At 48.1% G+C, this 19,121-nt stretch carries 23 protein-coding genes and 1 tRNA gene; 11 read left to right on the forward strand and 13 right to left on the reverse strand.

Translation table 11 applies throughout. The features are described 5' to 3' along the window. Positions 1-78 precede the first annotated feature (78 nt). The 4 genes from DWY55_RS00810 to DWY55_RS00825 all read left to right on the forward strand — a co-directional run bounded on the left by DWY55_RS00810 (position 79) and on the right by DWY55_RS00825 (position 3,743). Entirely contained in the window at positions 79-705 is a 627-nt protein-coding gene (locus DWY55_RS00810; RefSeq protein ID WP_005826441.1) for a hypothetical protein, read from the forward strand. 163 nt (positions 706-868) lie between these two features. Beyond that, positions 869-2,965 (forward strand): KamA family radical SAM protein, encoded by a 2,097-nt coding sequence (locus DWY55_RS00815; protein ID WP_117877993.1) that lies wholly within the window; start codon positions 869-871, stop codon positions 2,963-2,965. A 54-nt stretch (positions 2,966-3,019) separates the two neighbouring features. Continuing rightward, positions 3,020-3,595, forward strand: a complete 576-nt coding sequence (locus DWY55_RS00820; RefSeq protein ID WP_016273281.1) for a uracil-DNA glycosylase family protein — start codon at positions 3,020-3,022, stop codon at positions 3,593-3,595. 75 nt (positions 3,596-3,670) lie between these two features. Beyond that, a tRNA-Trp gene (locus tag DWY55_RS00825) sits at positions 3,671-3,743 on the forward strand. Positions 3,744-3,800: 57 nt separating this feature from the next. On the opposite strand, the gene DWY55_RS00830 is transcribed toward DWY55_RS00825, so the two are convergent. The 4 genes from DWY55_RS00830 to DWY55_RS00845 form a co-directional block, all read right to left on the reverse strand. Then, positions 3,801-4,346, reverse strand: a complete 546-nt coding sequence (locus DWY55_RS00830; RefSeq protein ID WP_025834749.1) for a 7-carboxy-7-deazaguanine synthase QueE — start codon at positions 4,344-4,346, stop codon at positions 3,801-3,803. Continuing rightward, positions 4,333-4,665, reverse strand: a complete 333-nt coding sequence (gene queD, locus DWY55_RS00835; protein ID WP_005826426.1) for a 6-carboxytetrahydropterin synthase QueD — start codon at positions 4,663-4,665, stop codon at positions 4,333-4,335. The genes DWY55_RS00830 and queD overlap by 14 nt, the downstream gene beginning before the upstream one ends. Positions 4,666-4,770: 105 nt before the next feature. After that, positions 4,771-5,604, reverse strand: coding sequence for a phosphodiester glycosidase family protein (locus DWY55_RS00840; RefSeq protein ID WP_117877991.1), 834 nt, complete (start codon positions 5,602-5,604; stop codon positions 4,771-4,773). A gap of 14 nt (positions 5,605-5,618) precedes the next feature. Then, entirely contained in the window at positions 5,619-6,491 is an 873-nt protein-coding gene (locus DWY55_RS00845) for a pyridoxamine kinase (protein ID WP_005826422.1), read from the reverse strand. Between the two features lie 35 nt (positions 6,492-6,526). Here DWY55_RS00845 and DWY55_RS00850 point away from each other — a divergent pair, with 35 nt between their 5' ends. Further along, a complete protein-coding gene (locus tag DWY55_RS00850; RefSeq protein WP_025836368.1) occupies positions 6,527-6,886 on the forward strand; it encodes a YbaN family protein in 360 nt (119 codons plus the stop codon). A gap of 126 nt (positions 6,887-7,012) precedes the next feature. Here the strand turns inward: DWY55_RS00850 and DWY55_RS00855 are convergent, their stop codons facing one another. The 5 genes from DWY55_RS00855 to DWY55_RS00875 all read right to left on the reverse strand — a co-directional run bounded on the left by DWY55_RS00855 (position 7,013) and on the right by DWY55_RS00875 (position 9,741). After that, complete coding sequence (locus DWY55_RS00855; RefSeq protein ID WP_117877988.1) at positions 7,013-7,591, reverse strand: nucleosidase; 579 nt, start codon at positions 7,589-7,591, stop codon at positions 7,013-7,015. 65 nt (positions 7,592-7,656) lie between these two features. Beyond that, the gene (locus DWY55_RS00860; protein ID WP_005835827.1) at positions 7,657-7,947 is read right to left on the reverse strand and encodes a winged helix-turn-helix domain-containing protein; all 291 of its coding nucleotides are present in this window, start codon (positions 7,945-7,947) and stop codon (positions 7,657-7,659) included. 1 nt (position 7,948) lies between these two features. Further along, positions 7,949-8,731 carry a hypothetical protein gene (locus DWY55_RS00865; RefSeq protein ID WP_008663830.1) on the reverse strand — a complete coding sequence of 261 codons (783 nt, stop codon included), beginning with the start codon at positions 8,729-8,731 and terminating at the stop codon, positions 7,949-7,951. Beyond that, a complete protein-coding gene (locus DWY55_RS00870; RefSeq protein ID WP_008663832.1) occupies positions 8,728-9,351 on the reverse strand; it encodes a hypothetical protein in 624 nt (207 codons plus the stop codon). Before DWY55_RS00870 ends, DWY55_RS00865 begins: the two co-directional genes overlap by 4 nt. Positions 9,352-9,366: 15 nt before the next feature. After that, positions 9,367-9,741 carry a DUF2141 domain-containing protein gene (locus DWY55_RS00875; RefSeq protein ID WP_008663834.1) on the reverse strand — a complete coding sequence of 125 codons (375 nt, stop codon included), beginning with the start codon at positions 9,739-9,741 and terminating at the stop codon, positions 9,367-9,369. 554 nt (positions 9,742-10,295) lie between these two features. Between DWY55_RS00875 and DWY55_RS00885 the strand changes: the two genes are divergently transcribed. The 4 genes from DWY55_RS00885 (at position 10,296) to DWY55_RS00900 (ending at position 13,414) form a co-directional block, all read left to right on the forward strand. Beyond that, positions 10,296-10,589, forward strand: a complete 294-nt coding sequence (locus tag DWY55_RS00885) for a hypothetical protein (RefSeq protein ID WP_008663836.1) — start codon at positions 10,296-10,298, stop codon at positions 10,587-10,589. 14 nt (positions 10,590-10,603) lie between these two features. Next, positions 10,604-10,894: a cell division protein ZapA gene (locus tag DWY55_RS00890; protein ID WP_008663838.1), complete on the forward strand. Its 291-nt coding sequence runs from the start codon at positions 10,604-10,606 to the stop codon at positions 10,892-10,894. Between the two features lie 125 nt (positions 10,895-11,019). Continuing rightward, positions 11,020-12,558 carry a ribonuclease Y gene (rny, locus tag DWY55_RS00895; RefSeq protein ID WP_005835816.1) on the forward strand — a complete coding sequence of 513 codons (1,539 nt, stop codon included), beginning with the start codon at positions 11,020-11,022 and terminating at the stop codon, positions 12,556-12,558. 85 nt (positions 12,559-12,643) lie between these two features. Then, positions 12,644-13,414, forward strand: a complete 771-nt coding sequence (locus DWY55_RS00900) for a copper homeostasis protein CutC (protein WP_008663843.1) — start codon at positions 12,644-12,646, stop codon at positions 13,412-13,414. Positions 13,415-13,550: 136 nt separating this feature from the next. Here DWY55_RS00900 and DWY55_RS00905 read toward each other — a convergent pair whose 3' ends face one another. Together DWY55_RS00905 and DWY55_RS00910 are read right to left on the reverse strand one after the other, a co-directional pair. After that, entirely contained in the window at positions 13,551-14,153 is a 603-nt protein-coding gene (locus DWY55_RS00905) for an OmpH family outer membrane protein (protein WP_005835815.1), read from the reverse strand. A 25-nt stretch (positions 14,154-14,178) separates the two neighbouring features. Beyond that, a complete protein-coding gene (locus DWY55_RS00910) occupies positions 14,179-14,412 on the reverse strand; it encodes a hypothetical protein (protein ID WP_005835814.1) in 234 nt (77 codons plus the stop codon). 238 nt (positions 14,413-14,650) lie between these two features. On the opposite strand from DWY55_RS00910, the gene DWY55_RS00915 reads away from it, so the two are divergent. Both DWY55_RS00915 and DWY55_RS00920 read left to right on the forward strand, forming a co-directional pair. Then, positions 14,651-16,108: an aminoacyl-histidine dipeptidase gene (locus DWY55_RS00915; RefSeq protein ID WP_008663847.1), complete on the forward strand. Its 1,458-nt coding sequence runs from the start codon at positions 14,651-14,653 to the stop codon at positions 16,106-16,108. A gap of 39 nt (positions 16,109-16,147) precedes the next feature. Then, positions 16,148-17,206, forward strand: a complete 1,059-nt coding sequence (locus DWY55_RS00920) for an endonuclease/exonuclease/phosphatase family protein (RefSeq protein WP_117877983.1) — start codon at positions 16,148-16,150, stop codon at positions 17,204-17,206. On the opposite strand, the gene DWY55_RS00925 is transcribed toward DWY55_RS00920, so the two are convergent. Both DWY55_RS00925 and DWY55_RS00930 read right to left on the reverse strand, forming a co-directional pair. Next, positions 17,203-18,372, reverse strand: coding sequence for a mechanosensitive ion channel family protein (locus tag DWY55_RS00925; protein ID WP_117878060.1), 1,170 nt, complete (start codon positions 18,370-18,372; stop codon positions 17,203-17,205). The genes DWY55_RS00920 and DWY55_RS00925 overlap by 4 nt on opposite strands. A 58-nt stretch (positions 18,373-18,430) precedes the next feature. Beyond that, a complete protein-coding gene (locus DWY55_RS00930; protein WP_005826392.1) occupies positions 18,431-19,114 on the reverse strand; it encodes a response regulator transcription factor in 684 nt (227 codons plus the stop codon). Positions 19,115-19,121 lie beyond the last annotated feature (7 nt).

The following is a 19,121-nucleotide window of genomic DNA, read 5'->3' on the forward strand; positions in this document are numbered from 1 at the left end:
TTATTTCGTACTTTTGCAGCCGGAACCGCCGGATGACCCGCGGTCTTGTAATTTGTAATCAGTAATTCGTAATTTGATATGAGTTTATTTGCCAAACTATTCAACAAGAATACCGGAGAAGTATCTTCGAAGAATGTGGAAGACTTCGTGTCACTGACACGCGTCTATTTCCAGTCTGTAATAGCCGCCAACCTGGGCATCACCAATATCCGCTTTGTGCCGGATGTAGCCAACTTCAAGCGTCTGTTCAAAATCCCCACACAGGGAGGCCGCCTGGGACAAGCAGAAAAGGCCGCTTCGCGCAAGATGCTGATGCAGGACTACGGCATCAGTGAAAACTTCTTCAAGGAAATTGACACTTCCGTCAAGAAGCATTGCCGTACGCAGAACGACGTACAAGGTTATCTCTTTATGTATCAAGGCTTCTCCAATGACTTGATGATGCTGATGGGAAACCTGATGCAATGGAAATTCCGCATGCCTTCCATCTTCAAGGGAGCACTGCGCAGCATGACCGAAAAAACCGTACACGACGTCTGTACTAAAACCGTATGGAAAAAGGACGATGTACACAAGACGGCAGCGGCAGTACGCCAGTACAAAGAGCGTCTGGGATATTCGGAACAATGGATGACCGAGTACGTTTACAACGTAGTGATGCTGGCTAAAAAGGAACCGAAACAGAAAGCCAACGAAGAGAAATAAAAGAAAAAGAATTCTAAAGAACTTTAGAAACAAGAAGGCGGGAAAGAAATTTCCCGCTTTTTTTTGTTATTTTTAGCAAATGAAATCATTTTCCCCTCACGGAACACAAGGACGCACCCCGCGTCAACCATCATAAATATTAACTTCAAAAAAACAACCGCTTATGAAACAAAAGAAAATGCTTGCACTCACTCTATCACAACTGGAACAACTTTATCGGCACGAACTCCCTGAATTGGTCAGCATCGCCGTTCAAAGCGACGATGCGGAAGCCTTCAAAGCCAATCTGGCGGAGTACATTGCCGGACATCCGGAAGTGGACAGCGAGGCCGGTAAGCAAATTCGACTCTTGATTGAATTTGACGGGCAGGAAGTACACGAACTCTCCATCGGAGAACAGCTGCCCATATCAACTTTATCAATGCTGCATTCCTTCCTCACGGGACAATGGGAAGAGGAAACGGAGACGGACCTGTTCATCGACTTGTTCCAGCAGTTCAAACGCCTCCACCAGCCAGCCCCCGCCCTCCCCTCCGCACAGAAAATCAAAACCCTGACCGAACGCTGGCCCAGCGGACTGGATGAAGACGTGCAGCATATCCGTGCAAAGAACAAGGAACGCATCCTGCATGCACTGGTGCAGAAGATTGAGCACCGCAAGAACCCTGCTTCCCGCTTCCATTTCGAAGAGGGACTCAGCTACGAGGAGAAGTTCAACCTCGTCAGCGAATGGTGGAATGACTTCCGTTTCCATCTTGCCATGGCCGTCAAAAGCCCTACGGAGCTAAACCGTCTTCTCGGCAACTCCCTTTCTGCCGAAACCATGTACCTGCTCTCAAAAGCCCGCAAGAAGGGAATGCCTTTCTTCGCCACCCCCTATTATCTGTCACTGCTGAACTGCACCGGCAGCGGATACGACGACGAGGCCCTGCGCAGCTATATACTCTATTCACCCCAACTGGTGGAAACCTACGGACAGATACGTGCCTGGGAACGGGAGGATATCGTAGAACCAGGTAAACCCAACGCCGCCGGCTGGCTGCTGCCCGACGGGCATAACATCCACCGCCGTTATCCGGAAGTGGCCATCCTCATCCCCGACACCATGGGACGCGCCTGCGGAGGGCTCTGCGCATCTTGTCAGCGTATGTACGACTTTCAAAGCAAACGGCTCAATTTTGAGTTTGACACCCTGCGTCCCAAGGAGACATGGGAAAAGAAGCTGCGCCGGCTGATGGCCTATTTTGAGGAAGACACGCAACTGCGTGACATTCTCATCACCGGCGGTGACGCACTGATGAGCCAGAACAAGACGCTGGGCAATATTCTGGATGCCGTCTACCGCATGGCAGTCCGCAAGCGGAAAGCCAATCAGGAACGACCCGAAGGAGAAAAGTATGCAGAACTGCAACGCGTACGCCTTGGCTCACGCCTCCCCGCCTACCTGCCCATGCGCATCAATGACGGGCTGGTGGAGATTCTAAGGGAATTCAAGGAAAAGGCGTCTACCATCGGCATCCGCCAGTTCATTATCCAGACACATTTCCAGACCCCGCTCGAAGTCACTCCGGAAGCTGCCGAAGGAATACGCAAACTGCTGGCGGCAGGCTGGCTCATTGACAACCAACTGGTATACAACGTAGCTGCCTCCCGCCGGGGGCATACCACCCGCCTGCGCCAAGTGCTCAATCAGTTGGGAGTGGTTTGCTACTACACCTTCTCCGTGAAAGGTTTTGAAGAAAACAATGCCGTGTTTACCCCCAACAGTCGTTCCGTACAAGAGCAACGGGAAGAAAAGCGCTTCGGGAAGCTGACCAAGGAAGATGCCCATAATCTGTCCGTACTGCTTGGAACCGTCCATGACCCGGCAGCCTGCATCCGGCGTTTCCTGAAAACGCACCACCTGCCTTTCCTCGCCACCGACCGCAGTGTGCTCAACCTGCCCGCCATCGGCAAGAGCATGACCTTCAACATGGTAGGCATCACTCCCGAAGGCAAGCGTATCCTGCGTTTCGACCATGACGGCACCCGGCACCACAGCCCTATAATAGACCGGCTGGGACAAATATATATCGTAGAGAACAAGTCCATAGCCTCCTACCTCCGCCAGCTGCAGGCCATGGGAGAAGACGCCGAAGAATATGCCACCATCTGGAACTATACGGAAGGCAAGACAGAATCCCGGTTCAGCCTCTACGAATATCCTGATTTCCCCTTCCAAATCACCGACAGAATGAGCAATCAGGACATTGCAGGATAGCATATCCAAGATATATTCCGTACTTTTGCAGGCAGAACAATGAAATTGGAAAGTATGGAAATAGAACAACACCCTTTAGAACCCTTCCTTCCCGGCAACGCCCGTCTGCTGATGCTGGGAAGCTTTCCTCCGCAGAAAAAGCGGTGGTCCATGGAGTTTTACTACCCCAACTGGAACAATGACATGTGGAGGATTACCGGATTCCTTTTCTTCAATGACAAGGATTATTTTGTAGACAAAACGAAGAAGGCTTTCTGCAAAGAACGCCTCATCAGTTTCCTGCAGGAAAAGGGTATTGCCTTGTTCGACACAGCCTCTGCCATACGGCGCCTGCAAGACAACGCCTCGGATAAGTTTCTGGAAGTGGTGCAACCCACGGACGTCCCTGCCCTGCTACACCGGATACCGCAATGCAAGGCTATCGTCACCACCGGCGAGAAGGCAACGGACACGCTGTGCACGCAGTTCTCCATCGACAAGCCCAAGGTAGGCGACTTCACAGAGTTTCTTTTCGAAAACCATCCGATGCGCCTCTACCGGATGCCTTCTTCCTCGAGAGCCTACCCGCTGGCACTGGAAAAAAAAGCAGCAGCGTATCGCATTATGTATCAGGACTTACAGATGTTGTAAGCAACTTTCTTTATAAAATAAGTACGTCTGTTACTTGCATATTTGAAAGTTTGCATTACCTTTGCAGCCGCAAACACGGGAGTAGCTCAGTTGGTAGAGCACCGGTCTCCAAAACCGGGTGTCGGGAGTTCGAGCCTCTCCTCCCGTGCATGAACGAATAATGGCTGTAAGCATTGCTTACAGCCACTATTCGTTTTATAAAAGCCTACCGGATATCTATCAACTTATGTGTCTGCAAACTAAGCCTCCACTTAGGATGCTTCATCACACAATCCACCGTTTCGACCGTATTGCTGCAAGAGCAAGGCTGAAGAAAGAAATGCCCGGCGGGCAACTGCTCATAAACAGTAATATCCTGCCCTTCATATACCACCTTCACTTCATTCATACGCGTAATTTCCAGCTTTGCCCCCTGCTTGGGAGAGCAGGTCACCCAGTCTATATTATCCGGCAGCGGACGGGTACCGTTTGTTTCAATGCAGACATATTTTCCCGCCTGGTGCAGACAATCCACAAATTCACGGTCAATCCAAAGGGAGGGTTCTCCGCCGGTCAGTATCACGGTAGCGGCAGGGTATTTACTGACTTCTGTTACGATATCTTCATCGGACATCAGTATGCCGTCCTCATGCTGCGTATCACAGAAGGGGCACTTCAGGTTGCAACCGGAAAAACGGATAAAGACAGCCGGAGTACCCGTATGGTATCCTTCTCCCTGCAAACTGTAGAATATCTCATTAATCTTCCTCATAGACGGCAATGTTTGATTCCGACTCCTGCACCTCTACCTTGAAGCAAGTGGGTATCTGGTCGCATATCCAACGGGCTATGTTCTCGGCTGTGGGATTGAAGGAAAGCACTTCATTAAGATTGTGGTGGTCCAGCTGTTCCTTTACCACCTGCTTGATGTGACTGAAGTCTACCACCATTCCGTCCGCATTCAGCTCTTTGGAACGGCAATAGACAGTGATAATCCAGTTGTGACCGTGCAGATTCTCACACTTACTGCGATAAGAAAGTTTCAGGCTATGGGCAGCCGACACTTCCATGCGTTTGATGACTGTGTACATATTGTTAATACGCTAATTAATATAATAAGTTGCCGCATCTAATGTCACCTCGATGCGACGGCAAAATTACAAAAAACTTAAGATTTATCCATTTACTTCCCTAACTTATTCGTACACACAAAGAGAATTGGCAACCTTACGCTCTGCACTGCCACTCGGGGTATTGGCTATTCCCTTATCCGGCAACGCCCCACTCCACAGCGTAGAAGAACCGCCACCGTCCAGATTCAGCGCATCCTCCCCGCCCAATATACGAATCATATGGGCAAGCTCGGGTATATTGATACCTTCCGCTTTTCCCTTCCGACGTCCGTCAACGACAATAAGCAGGATTTTTCCTTCTCTTGTCAGCGCCACAGCACTGCGGGGATGCTTGGTATTTACAAAATTCCGGTTAGTCCCGGACAAGTCGCACACTTGCCCGTCCTTCAGCATCAAAGGACCGGAAGCCAGCACAGTACCCTTTTTCAAAGTACATGCCTTTTCTTCCTGCTTGCTCCAGGGAATCAGTTCCAGCCTGCCCTTCTTTATGAGCACAGCTCCATTGGACACTGTTGCCAGAACCCCGATAGAGGTAGTATCTATCACCACCCCGTCCTTACGCAGATAGCAGACGGAATTCCCGGCTTTCATATCAAAATAGGAACCATTGATGGCCGCCACCGCACCTGCATGCCGGGCGGCTACACTGGTCTCCTCCTTGGGATTGTGGACGAGCACATCGAAACGGTAGTGCTTCGGGGATATTTCAAAAATGGACACTTCCTGAGGAACTCCATACAAAGAACTGAATACTGCCTTTTTATAAAGCATCCCTTTTTGCAGGGGCTCAGTCTGCCAGTCGGCAGAAACGATGGCAAGAGAGTCGGCAGCAGTCTGCGCCATTGCTGCAAACATACCGCAACAGAGAAACACTGCCAGGAATATTTTCTTTTTCATAAGATGGGATTGGTTTAAATTAATTCATAGCTGCAGATTTGAATCGGCATGTCGAGATTATGCAACACCTTTTCAAGCTGTATACCTTCACGGTTGTCGTACTCGTATCCGAAAGTAGCACGGATACCTTGCAGAATGAACTGCGTGGCACGGTCCAGGGCGATGGGCAAACTGTCGCCTTGCAACAGTGCTCCGGTGATGACACTGGTAAACGTATCCCCCGTTCCGGGATAATGGGCCGGCAGGTAAGGACACGTAACCTTCCAGTAGCGGTTACCGTTCCGGTTATAGGCATACACAGACGTCTTATGCTTATCATCCCGTACGGGCACACTGGTAATAATCACCACTTCGGGACCACAATCGGAAAGCTGGCGAAGGTATGACTTCAACTCTTCATCCGTATTCATCTCCTTATAAGGAATACCCAGCAGATAGAACAGCTCCGTCAGATTGGGAGTAACGACATCGGCCTTGGTGATGAGGTGTTTCATTTCATCAATCATGGACTCGTGGAAATTCGCATAAAGCCGTCCGTTATCACCCAACACCGGGTCTACCACAACCAGACCGTCCGGTCGGCGGAAGTCATCAATAAAGTCAGAAACAATATGTATCTGCCGCGGAGAGCCCAGATAGCCGGTATAAAAGGCATCAAACTGTACTTCCAGCTTCTTCCACTCGGAAATAATCTTCGGCATTTCATCCGTCAGGTCCAGAAAAGAGAACTCCGGATACTGGGTATGGCTCGACAATACGGCTGTAGGCAACGGACACACCTGGAAACCCATAGACGAAAGGATGGGAATGACCACCGTCAGAGACACCCGTCCGACTCCCGACAAGTCGTGGACGGCAACAACCTTCTTTACTTTATTCGCATACATATTATCTATATTATTATTTTTCCTACATTTGCCGCATGAAAACCGTCTACATCATTTTGGGAACAGTTTCTTTGGCACTCGGCATCATCGGCATCTTCCTGCCGTTGCTGCCCACTACGCCTTTCCTGCTGCTCACGGCAGCACTCTATTTCAGAGGCTCACCCAGACTGTACCAATGGTTGCTGAACCACAAATGCCTCGGTCCCTACATCCGCAGCTTCCGCGAGAACAAAGCCATCCCTCTACGTGCCAAAATCATCTCCCTACTGCTGATGTGGGGAACAATGGTTTACTGCATCTTCTTCCTGATTCCACTAACAGAAATAAAGATAGTATTGTTCCTTGTCGCTGTGGGGGTGACTTGGCATATACTGTCATTCAAGACGTTGAGATAAATGAATGTGCTAATGTGGTTAATGTGCTAATGTGGTTAATGTGCTGATGTGCCAATGACCTGCGGTGTGAGAGTCTAATATACACATAGCGCAGCCAATTAGCACATTGGCATATTAGCACATTAATCAAACTCCTCCCAATTTCTCAAAGAATTCTCCCAATCCCTTCCGGGCATCGGCAAGCTTGTCTTCCCAATGTTTCACGGAGTTCTGTCCGATAATATCCGTCACGTACTTCACCGAAATGAAAGGAACATTCTTGGCACGGCATACCAAAGCCTGGGCATAGGCTTCCATATCCACAACATCACCGGCCACATCCGAGAGTTCTGTCAGGAAAGTATCCCCCGTATTACATACACCGCCTACCGGCCAGTGCAAACAATATCCTTTTTGGGACAACAAATCCGTTGAATCAATCTCATACTCCATACCAAGCTCCACCAGCTTCTGCATATCACGGTCCACAAAATGACGGCATACGAAAATATCTCCTACCTGATGACGGATAGCCCCTGCCGTACCTACATTGACCACCAGGTCAGGTTGCGCATGGTTTATCGCTTCAGAAAGATAAAAGGCCGATTTCACCTTTCCCACTCCGGTACGGAGATAGCCAATCTGCACCTCTTCCTCCCCTATCAGTCCGGGAAATTTCAATTCAGTAAATTCGCCTTGTACGGCATAAGTAACCAAGATTCTCATATCAATTCATTGTTTTTAATCAGACACTGCCATTTTCCATCAATCCCATCAAATTCTCAGGAAAATCATAATTTTCCCACCAGATAAGATTTCAACGCCTCTATATATTCTTCAAAGGCATCCACTCCCTGCGGAGTAATCCTACAAAGTGTACAAGGCATTTTTCCTTTAAAAGTTTTTGTTATCTCCACATAACCCGCCTTGCTGAGCTTATCCAACTGCACACTGAGGTTTCCTGCCGTAGCTTTCGTTTGTTGACGGATATAGACAAAATCCGCTTCCTCGACACTGATGAGCAACGACATCACCGCAAGCCGCAGTTCACTGTGAAGCAAAGGGTTCAGTTCTTTAAACATATCAAATTTTATTCTTCCGTTTACTTTTCAACAATGCATAGAGAGATATTCCTACCAAAAGAAGGTGATACAATCCCAAATAAAACCCTGCATCGGTTGCAAAATTGCCCATGTTATAACAGCCAATGATAAACCCCACCAACGCCGTTACCCGCAGCAAAGTTAAATCAATATTTTCTTTACTCAATAGAAGCAGGACCAGAAAAACCGGAGTCATCGGACAAAATGCCATCGCCGAGCCTCCGGCAAACAGATGTATCGGGCTGAAATCGGGTTCTGCGCCACGCATCATGTCCATAGGCCACCATAGGCAAAAGAGTGCCACGGGTATCAGCCATGCTGTCCTTCGGTTCAGATTGCCGAAGGTCAGCATGCTGCTCCCCCGCCAGGCTTCCCTCATCCAAAGCAGGGCAACCAAGAGCATCATCACCACATTGACCGTCACCATGCTGAAACCAGATTTATCTGTTACTGCCACATTCTGTACAATGGCATACAGCACATAGCAACCTCCCACATAAAACATAAACCAGCGCGACATCGTCACGCGCCAAAGCACAAGCAGCATCAGCATGACAAGGGAAACAATCTGAAAAGTCCACGCATAAGGATACATCCCTTGTATAAGTGCATGGCTCAAGGTATAAATTATCAGATCACCGATGTTCTCCCACCGAAATCCTTTAGTAGCAATCGGCAATAGAATAAATTGCAAAACAATTATACACACAATAAACTTTCGGGAAAGCAGGAATTTGTCTAAAGCACTGTTTCGTGTCATCATACTTCACCCCACTCTCCGTTTCGATTTTCTTTCCGCGCCTTATAATTCAGTATATGCCCGGGAATAATCAGCGAAAATACCAGTACACCGACAAACCAAAGCAGGGATGAGAGGAAAGGCACTTCTCCCCAAGTATACAACAAATTCTTCAGCCCCCATAAAAAGCCAAACAGCGGGAAGATAAAAAACGTAGTATAGCGAATGATGCAGCCCGTAATGATGCTGCCCAACGAGAAGAAGATGGCACACAAAGGCAGAATAGTTTCGTAACGTCCGGCATCCGTTGCCGCCAGCACCCCCATCATACATACCATCCCGAACACCCCCCACACCCGCTCCAGTATCTTGTCAAGATAAAACTTCACAGGTTTTTGCCGCTTACGCAATAAGAGGAACATCAACAGATACCCCACAACCGGAATCCCCCAGAATCCCCACATCCAGACAGGATTACCCGTAAACGTGACACCTGCCCATACGGCCAAAGTCACCAACACACCTACATATCCCCACACTAAAAAACTATTTCCGCTACCCGTATCCAGGTTGCGACGCGTATTGCGTATCATTCGAGCGATAAGTTCCAAACTCTCTTTCTCGTTCAATTCTTTATCTTTCATAATTATACCATATGATTACTTCTTCATTCCCTTTCGGACATCCACCAACGGCACAACCACCGTCTCCGTATTTTCTTTTACCTCCCAATCGACAATGGCACAATACTCCATCGGTACTCCGTCCTCTCTGTCGAGCTGGTAATTACCGTTTTCATCGTGATAGACGTAAATCTTGCACTTGCCCGCAGGCACATCCTTCAGCTCCAGCACGACATCGCTCACAGCGGCATCCACCATATTATATTGCCCCTTGTCGGTAGCCGCCATCAGCTTCCCCTTGGCAGAAGGAACATTCGTCACTTTCAGCGTCAGAACACTCTGCGCCGACACACCCACTACAAACATACTAAAAAGAACGATTACCATACCTTTATAACCCATTGTTTTCATAATCACACTTCATTTTAAAGTTACACACATATTAATAAAAACACTTTTTAGGTTCGAACTCCAATGCAAATATAATTAGTTTATTTTATAAACCAAACTATTATATAAATTATTTTATTTATTTCTTTGCATCCTCCTTTACTGTAGGTTATTCCAATCATTCCCAAGCAGTAGTTCCGAAAACAGCAAAAAGTAATTCCTGCCTTACTAACTATTAATCGTCCGATAACCGTTTTATTATCGTCCGACATATGTCTAATTATCGTCCGACAGTTGTTGGACGATAATTCAACAACTGTCGGACGATTAATAGTTAGCAACAGAAATACTAAGCGTTTGAAAAGAAAGGAAGAGAATCCTTGCAGAAAACCAATAGTCCCACACCTATCCACATATCCTATCTTTTGATAAACAGTCCACCCCTTTTCAATCCCCCGAAACCAAGCTTTCATAGGCCATTTCGGTTATTTCGGCACTTCTACAACACATTTTCTCCGAAAAGTTTTTGTAATCTCCAAGTAAATTGTATTTTTGTGTACAATTTTGGTGTAGTGATGACAGACGAAGAAAAGAAGCTATTAAGTACCTTTGAAGCCAGACTGCGGCATTTAATCTATCTGCACGATGAATTAAAACGCGAAAATGCTGAGCTAAAGCAACTTCTTGAAGCCAAAGAGGAGGAATACGGGAAGGTACAAGCTGAATACCGGGAACTGGAACTTAACTACACGAACCTAAAAACAGCTACGACAATCAGCCTTAACGGCAGCGACGTGAAAGAGACGAAACTGCGATTGTCCAAATTAGTGCGTGAAGTCGATAAATGCATCGCTTTGTTGAATGAATAAAGAGAAGAGGATGTATGAACGATAAGATAAAGATAAACCTGCAGATGGCAGGAGCCTCCTACCCTCTCACAATCAACCGTGAGGACGAGGAAATGGTAAGAGAAGCCGCCAAGCAGGTAGATATCAGGCTCAATGCGTATCGGGAGCATTATCTGAATGTATCTCTAGAGAGAATTATAGCCATGGTGGCCTATCAGTTCGCTTTAGAAAACCTTCAGTTGAAGGATCGTAATGATACTGAACCCTATACCACCAAAATAAAGGAACTGACAGAGGTATTGGAGACCTATTTCAAGGAACAATAAGCTGCAATCCCTCCGTCGGGTCGGTAAAAGAGAGAAATTCGCGCACTGTACAAAAGTTTGCCCTTCATCAAAGCAAGCTTTTATGCAGTGCTTTTTTATTTATACACTAAAAACAAATTAATAAAATGACAGTAGTTACAATAGTATTATCCATTGCCTGCTTCATTGTCGGAGGGTTTGCCTCGTACTTGTTCTTCAAGCACGGGCTGAAAAACAAATACGACGGTATCCTGAGAGATGCGGAAGCGGAAGCGGAAGTGATTAAGAAAAATAAGTTGCTGGAAGTAAAGGAAAAATTCCTGAACAAGAAGGCAGACTTGGAAAAAGAAGTGGCCCAACGTAACCAAAAGATACAGCAGGCAGAAAACAAGCTGAAACAACGTGAATTGGTACTGAACCAACGCCAGGAAGAAATCCAGCGCAAGAAGATGGAAGCAGAAGCCGTGAAAGAAAATCTGGAAGCCCAACTGTCCATCGTAGACAAGAAGAAAGAAGAACTGGAGCACATGCAGCGCCAGGAAATAGAAAAGCTGGAAGCCATTTCCGGACTTTCTGCCGAAGAAGCCAAAGAGCGCATGGTAGAATCCCTAAAGGAAGAAGCCAAAACGCAGGCCCAGTCCTACATTAACGACATCATGGACGACGCCAAGCTGACGGCAAGCAAAGAGGCCAAGCGCATCGTGATACAGAGCATCCAGCGCGTGGCTACGGAAACAGCCATTGAAAACTCGGTAACTGTATTCCACATCGAATCAGATGAAATCAAGGGACGTATCATCGGTCGCGAAGGCCGCAACATCCGCGCCCTGGAAGCTGCCACCGGTGTGGAAATTGTGGTAGACGATACTCCGGAAGCTATCGTATTGTCAGCTTTCGACCCGGTTCGCCGTGAGATTGCACGCCTGGCATTGCACCAGTTGGTGACAGACGGACGTATCCACCCGGCACGCATCGAAGAGGTAGTTGCCAAAGTACGCAAGCAGGTAGAAGAGGAAATCATCGAAACCGGTAAACGTACTACTATCGACCTGGGCATCCACGGTCTGCATCCGGAACTTATCCGCATTATCGGTAAGATGAAATACCGTTCTTCATACGGCCAGAACCTTTTGCAGCATGCACGCGAGACAGCCAATCTTTGCGCTGTGATGGCATCAGAGCTGGGACTCAACCCGAAGAAAGCAAAACGTGCCGGACTGCTGCATGATATAGGTAAGGTACCCGATGAGGAACCGGAATTGCCGCATGCACTCTATGGTATGAAGCTGGCAGAAAAGTTCAAGGAAAAGCCAGACATCTGCAACGCCATCGGTGCCCACCACGACGAAGTGGAAATGACCAGCCTGCTGGCCCCAATCGTACAAGTATGCGATGCCATTTCAGGAGCACGCCCGGGAGCACGCCGCGAAATTGTAGAAGCATACATCAAGCGCCTGAACGACCTTGAGCAACTGGCCATGTCCTATCCGGGAGTGACAAAGACATATGCCATCCAGGCAGGCCGTGAGTTGCGTGTCATTGTCGGTGCAGACAAGATTGACGACAAGCAGACGGAGAACCTTTCCGGTGAAATCGCCAAGAAGATTCAGGACGAAATGACTTATCCGGGTCAGGTGAAGATTACCGTTATCCGTGAGACACGTGCGGTGAGCTACGCAAAGTAACATCAGAAAAGAAAATAAATGCAGAAAAGGGTGAATTCGTATTCACCCTTTTCTTATTTTTGCACCACAACCATAACTTTACAAAATGAAAGATTATCAGTTTGAAGTTTGTGCCAACTCCGTAGAGAGTTGTATTGCCGCACAAGCCGGCGGAGCAGACCGGGTGGAACTATGCGCAGGCATCCCCGAGGGAGGGACAACCCCCTCATACGGCGATATCCTCATCGCACGGGAAGTATTGCAGCAGACCAAATTGCATATCATTGTCCGTCCCCGTGGAGGAGACTTCCTTTACTCCTCCACCGAACAGCGCATCATGCTGAAAGACATAGAGAATGCCCGCCGCCTAGGCGCTGACGGAGTCGTGTTCGGTTGCCTGACGGCAGAAGGAGATGTAGACATTCCATTGATGGAGCAGCTTATGAAAGCCTCACAAGGGATGTCCGTCACCTTCCACCGTGCTTTCGATGTATGCAGAAATCCACAAAAAGCAATAGAAGATATTATCGCATTAGGATGCAACCGCATCCTAACTTCCGGACAGCAATCTACAGCAGAGCAAGGCATTCCCCTTTTGAAAGAGCTCCAACAACAAGCATCAGGCCGAATCATTCTATTGGCAGGCTGTGGGGTGAATGAAGCCAACATAGCCCACATTGCCCGAGAAACCGGTATCCGCGAGTTTCATTTCTCCGCCAGGGAAAATATCGAAAGCTCCATGCTCTATCACAATTCCGCCGTCTCTATGGGAGGAACGGTACATATTGATGAATACACACACACCATCACTACTGCGGAGCGGGTAAAGCGTACAATCGGAGCATTAAAAGCCTCTCCCCTAGCCCCTCCCCCGTAGGGAGGGGGACAGAGATAGTCCTACAAAATACAAACACTTCAAAACTCCCCTCCCTACGGGGGAGGGGTCGGGGGAGAGGCCTATAAAAAAAGGATGTACTTTTCAGCACATCCTTTTTTATATCATAGGATAAATATTATTTCTTCACCGGAGAAGAGTATCTTGCATTCAGACCATCCAGAATCTCACGGGTGATGTTGTAGACACTGTCTGCATAGAGCAGGTTGTCAAAACCCGTATTGCTGATAATCATGCTGTAACCTTTTGTCTTATTGTACTCCTTCAGGAAAGCATTGATAGAATCACGCAGTTGCAGGCTGTTCTTTTCATTCTCACTCATCAGCTCAGACTGCAGCTTGTTGCTCAGGTTCTGCAAATCCTGCTCCAACTTTGCAATGCGGTTGTATTCCTGCTGTGCTCTCTCCTGAGAAAGATAAGCGTTGTTCTGATACTTTGTCTGGAATTCCTGCTTCTGCTTCTCCAGTTCGCTGGCTTTCTGGTTCAATGTCAGACGGACATTCTCGCCCTTCTTCACCATAGCCTCATTCAAGTCTATGCAATAGTTGTATTTTGCCAAAAGCGTATCTATTTCAACATAAGCAATTTTCATTTCCGATAATCCGCCGGCTTGTGCAGGAGCGCTTGTCGTCTGTTTATCAGTATTGCCGGCACATTGAGCAAATAAAACGATCAGTGCGAGAGCTGCCAGACCGTTCATGAGGTAGTTTAATCTCTTCATAATTGATAAATATTGTTTTTTAAAATTAGTTCATACTATCGTTTAAGGCTTTTTCCAGTTCATCAATGGAAAAACGGGACTTGCGTTGCGCTTCCCTATCCTGCGACTGCACGCAACCGATACCTCTATCGCGCATTGCCTTATTGCCACTGACATGCCCGTTAGGGAATCTCCCGCCTTTCACAAAAAAGACCTTCACACCCAATAAAACAATGCAAATAGCAACTATTAACAGAGTTATCAATATTGTATCAAGCATTTCCATTAATTTTGTTACATGAAAATAGTGTTTTTACTATTTTTGTGGGTGCAAATATAGGGCTTTGGTTGGACTAACTCGCCTTTTTTACTCTAAAAAAAGAGAAAGGGGAATAAAATAGTCAATCAATTTAACCATATTTAGCAATAAGTGGTTAATTTAATGGAGAATTGATATTTGACAATTGATAATGAAGGCTGCATAAACACATGTAAGGCAGCCGCTAATTCAGATAATTATGGAAAAAAAAGACTTGAAACCGGCTGGTGTATTTCACTATTTTGAGGAAATCTGCCAAGTGCCGCGCCCTTCGAAGAAGGAAGAGAAAATCATTGCTTACTTAAAAGCATTCGGAGAAAAACATAAGTTGGAAACGAAGGTGGACGAAGCCGGAAACGTTCTGATAAAGAAACCCGCTACTCCGGGTATGGAAAACCGCAAGACTGTCGTACTTCAATCGCACATCGACATGGTATGTGAAAAGAACAACGACGTGAAGCACGACTTCCTGACCGACCCTATCGAAACCGAAATTGACGGTGAATGGCTGAAAGCCAAAGGTACAACCTTGGGAGCCGACAACGGCATCGGTGTAGCCACCGAACTGGCTATCCTTGCCGACGACAGCATCGAGCACGGTCCTATCGAATGCCTCTTCACCGTGGACGAGGAGACCGGACTGACCGGTGCCTTTGCATTGAAAGAAGGCTTCATGAACGGAGACATTCTGCTGAACCTCGATTCCGAGGATGAAGGCGAGCTCTTCATCGGCTGTGCAGGAGGTATAGATTCCGTTGCCGAATTCACCTACCGGGAAGTGGACGTACCGACAGGGTATTTCTGCTGCAAAGTGCAGGTAAAGGGGCTGAAAGGCGGACACTCCGGCGGCGACATACACCTGGGGCGCGGCAATGCCAACAAACTGCTGAACCGCTTCCTGAGCCAGGCATCCCAGAAGTACGACATGTACCTTTGCGAAATAGACGGTGGTAACCTGCGCAACGCCATTGCCCGCGAAGCACACGCGGTAATTGCCATACCCGATGCCGACAAGCATGCCCTGCGCACAGACTTGAATGTCTTTGCCGCCGAAGTGGAGGCAGAATATGCCGTCGTTGACCCGGACCTCCAATTCGTACTCGAATCGGAAGCAGCCCGTCCCAAAGCCATTGACAAAGATACCGCCAAGCGCTTGCTGCAAACCATCTATGCCGCACCTCACGGTGTGTATGCCATGAGCCAAGACATTCCGGGGCTGGTGGAAACCTCCACCAATCTGGCCTCCGTAAAGATGAAATCCGGCCATATCATCCGCATCGAGACCAGCCAGCGCAGCTCTACCGCCTCCTCCAAACAAGACATTGCCAATATGGTGCGTACTGTATTCGAAATGGGTGGAGCAGCCGTATCCTTCGGCGACGGGTATCCGGGCTGGAAGCCCAACCCGCATTCAGAAATCCTGGAAGTGGCTGTTGAGTCCTACAAACGTTTGTTCGGTGTAGATGCCAAGGTAAAAGCTATCCATGCAGGTCTGGAATGCGGACTGTTCCTTGACAAATACCCGGCACTGGACATGATTTCCTTCGGACCTACCCTGCAGGGTGTGCACTCTCCCGACGAACGGATGCTGATTCCTACCGTACAGAAGTTCTGGGACCATCTGCTGGATATACTGAAGCACATTCCGGTGAAATAAATATCCCGCGTTCCTTAAAGGGGAACGGGAATCGTTTGTATGAACGTTATCCATAAGATAGGAGTTATACTCTTCCTTCTCTGCCCGTACATCAGTCTGTACGGGCAAGAAGGAAAAGATACCCTCACGTTTCGGATAGTAAGCTACAATGTAGAAAACCTATTCGACTCCCGACATGACACACTAAAGAATGACTACGAGTTCCTGCCGGATGCCACCCGGCATTGGAATTACTCTAAATACAGAAAGAAACTGGATAATATAGCCCGCGTCATCATCGCCACCGGAGGATGGACGCCGTCCGCCCTTGTTGCCTTGTGTGAGGTGGAGAATGACAGTGTGATGCGCGACCTTACCCGCTACTCTGCCTTGCGCGAAGCAGACTACCGGTATGTGATGACACAATCTCCCGACGAACGCGGCATCGACGTAGCGCTGTTGTATCAACGTAATCTTTTCAAACTGCTTTCCTATCAGAGCCTCCCCGTAGACAAGCCCCGGAAGAATAGCCGTCCCACACGGGACATTCTTCACGTCAGCGGATTGTTGCTGAACCGGGATACGCTTGATGTACTGGTAGCTCACTTCCCATCCCGTTCGGGAGGGGCAAGAGAGTCTGAACCTTACCGGCTACTGGCTGCCCGAAAGGTGAAGCATGCCATAGACAGCCTATACACGATACGCCGACATCCGCAAATTGTCCTTTTAGGGGATTTCAACGATTATCCGGAGAATAAATCGGTAAAGGAGGTGTTGGAGGCAGCAGCACCGTCAACATTGCAAGACTCTCTACATCCACAAAAACTTTACCATCTACTGGCAAGAAAAACCAAGACACGCAAGCACTTCGGCAGCTACAAGTATCAAGGAGAATGGGGACTGCTGGACCACATCATCGTATCGGGTACGCTGCTGCAAGAACACGCACCGCTATATACAGAGGAAGCGAAGGCAGACGTATTCTGCCTGCCCTTCCTACTGACAAGAGACAAGAAATACGGAGGGCAGCAACCCTTCCGCACCTACTACGGGATGAAGTATCAAGGAGGATACAGCGACCACTTGCCTGTATATGCGGAGTTCCGGTTGATATATTAGTCGGAATACTGATACAGTTTCAAGTCAAACTTCTGTACCATCACCAGCAAGTGGTCGAAGATGTCGGACTGAATGCGCTCGTACTCTTTCCATACCTTGTTGCGAGAGAAGAAATATACCTGGATGGGTACCCCATACGTCGTGGGTTCCTTCTGGCTGATAATCAAGTCCATCTCCTGGTTCACCACCGGCAGGCTGCACAAATAGCGTTCGATGTAGATACGATAGAGCTGCGCATTGGTTGGCACCTCTCCTTCTGCAGGCTGATAGTCGGCCATCAAGGGGACTTCCTTGCGGATATTATCCAGCATTTCCGGAGTGCAGAACTTCAAGGTAGTCATATCCAGAAAGATATTCTTGTTTACCCGTCGCCCGCCACTTTCCTGCATGCCGCGCCAGTTCTGGAAGGAGTTGTTCACCAGGGTATACGGCGGTACGGTCGAGATGGTTTCGTCCCAGTTGCGTATCTTGACCGTGTTCAGCGTAATCTCCTCTACAACTCCATTGGCAACGCCACCCGGCAGTGCTATCCAGTCCCCTATCCGCAACATGTCGTTGGCAGAGAGCTGCACGCCGGCCACAAACCCCAGAATGCTGTCCTTAAATACCAGCATCAGTACAGCTGCAGATGCGCCCAGACCGGCAAACAAGGTCATAGGAGACTTGCCTATCAGCACTGAAACCACTATGATACCTCCGATAAAAAACAGCAGCACTTGCAATACCTGCACGAAGCCTTTCAGCGGACGGTTCTTCTGCTTGTCCTTCATGTTATAAACATCGAGCAGTACCAGCAACAAGCCGTTAATAGTAAGCAGCACCGCCACAATGATATAGACAGCACACACCTTTTGTGAGAACTCAAGCATCTCCTTTCCACGCACAAAGGCCATGGGCAGCAGGTAGTAGATGAGGATTCCCGGCAGAATATGTATCAAATGGTGTATCACCCTGCGTTTCATCAGCAACGTATTCCACTGATGGGGAGAGCGTCGGGTATAATGCTTCATACCGCCAACGAAGATTGCCTGGCACAAATAGTCCAGCCCTATCGAAAGCCCCACCATCAGCAGTGCAATAATCGTCTCGTCAAACATATCGGCAAACTTCGGGTCTATCCCCCAACCTATCAAGATTTTATTCATCCATCCTCCTAAACTCATCATAAGCTCTCTTTTTTTTGAAATGTCTTGTTTGTATAACAATCCAAAGATAAAGATGTTTTCAGAGAACGGCAAGCATATACCCTTTTTTCATCAACGACTCAATCCTCACGCTCGGGTCGTTTTTTAGCGACCGCCGCAGATAGGACATCTGTACATTCAAGGCAAGGGAGTTGGCATACGAGGCAGTGCCCCACACAGCATCCAGCAACGTATCGCGACTGACAGTCTTATTCACATTCAGCGCAAGCAAGCGAAGGATATCGGCTTGACGGGAAGTAATCAGCACCTTACTATTTCCCGTACGAATCTCGTTCGTACTGTAATTGAATACGGAATGGCCGAAAGCATACATCTCATCCTCTGCCACGCCGGACAACTGCGAAGTGAAACGCTCGCGGATACGCGCCGTAAGCTCTTCCGGATAGAAAGGTTTGGCAAGATAATCGTTCGCCTTCAGTTGGAATCCTTGCAGGCGGTCAGCCTTGTCGCTGCGGTCGGAAAGAAAAAAGATGAGGACATGCTTGTCCGCCTCCCGGATTCGTTTTGCCACTTCAAAGCCATTGAGCCCGGGCATATTGATGTCAAGCAAGACAAGGTCCGGTTTGACAAGAGGAAACTGGTCGAGGGCGATAAGACCATTTCCGGCATAGGTCACTTCATAACCCTCTTTCTCCAGGAAGCGTTTCAGAAGCATGGAATACTTCAGGTCATCGTCAGCAAAAAGAATTTTCAGTGGTTTCATGAGTTGC

The sequence above is a fragment of the Bacteroides sp. AF25-38AC genome, assembly GCF_003602995.1.
Taxonomy (GTDB): Bacteria; Bacteroidota; Bacteroidia; order Bacteroidales; family Bacteroidaceae; genus Bacteroides; species Bacteroides uniformis.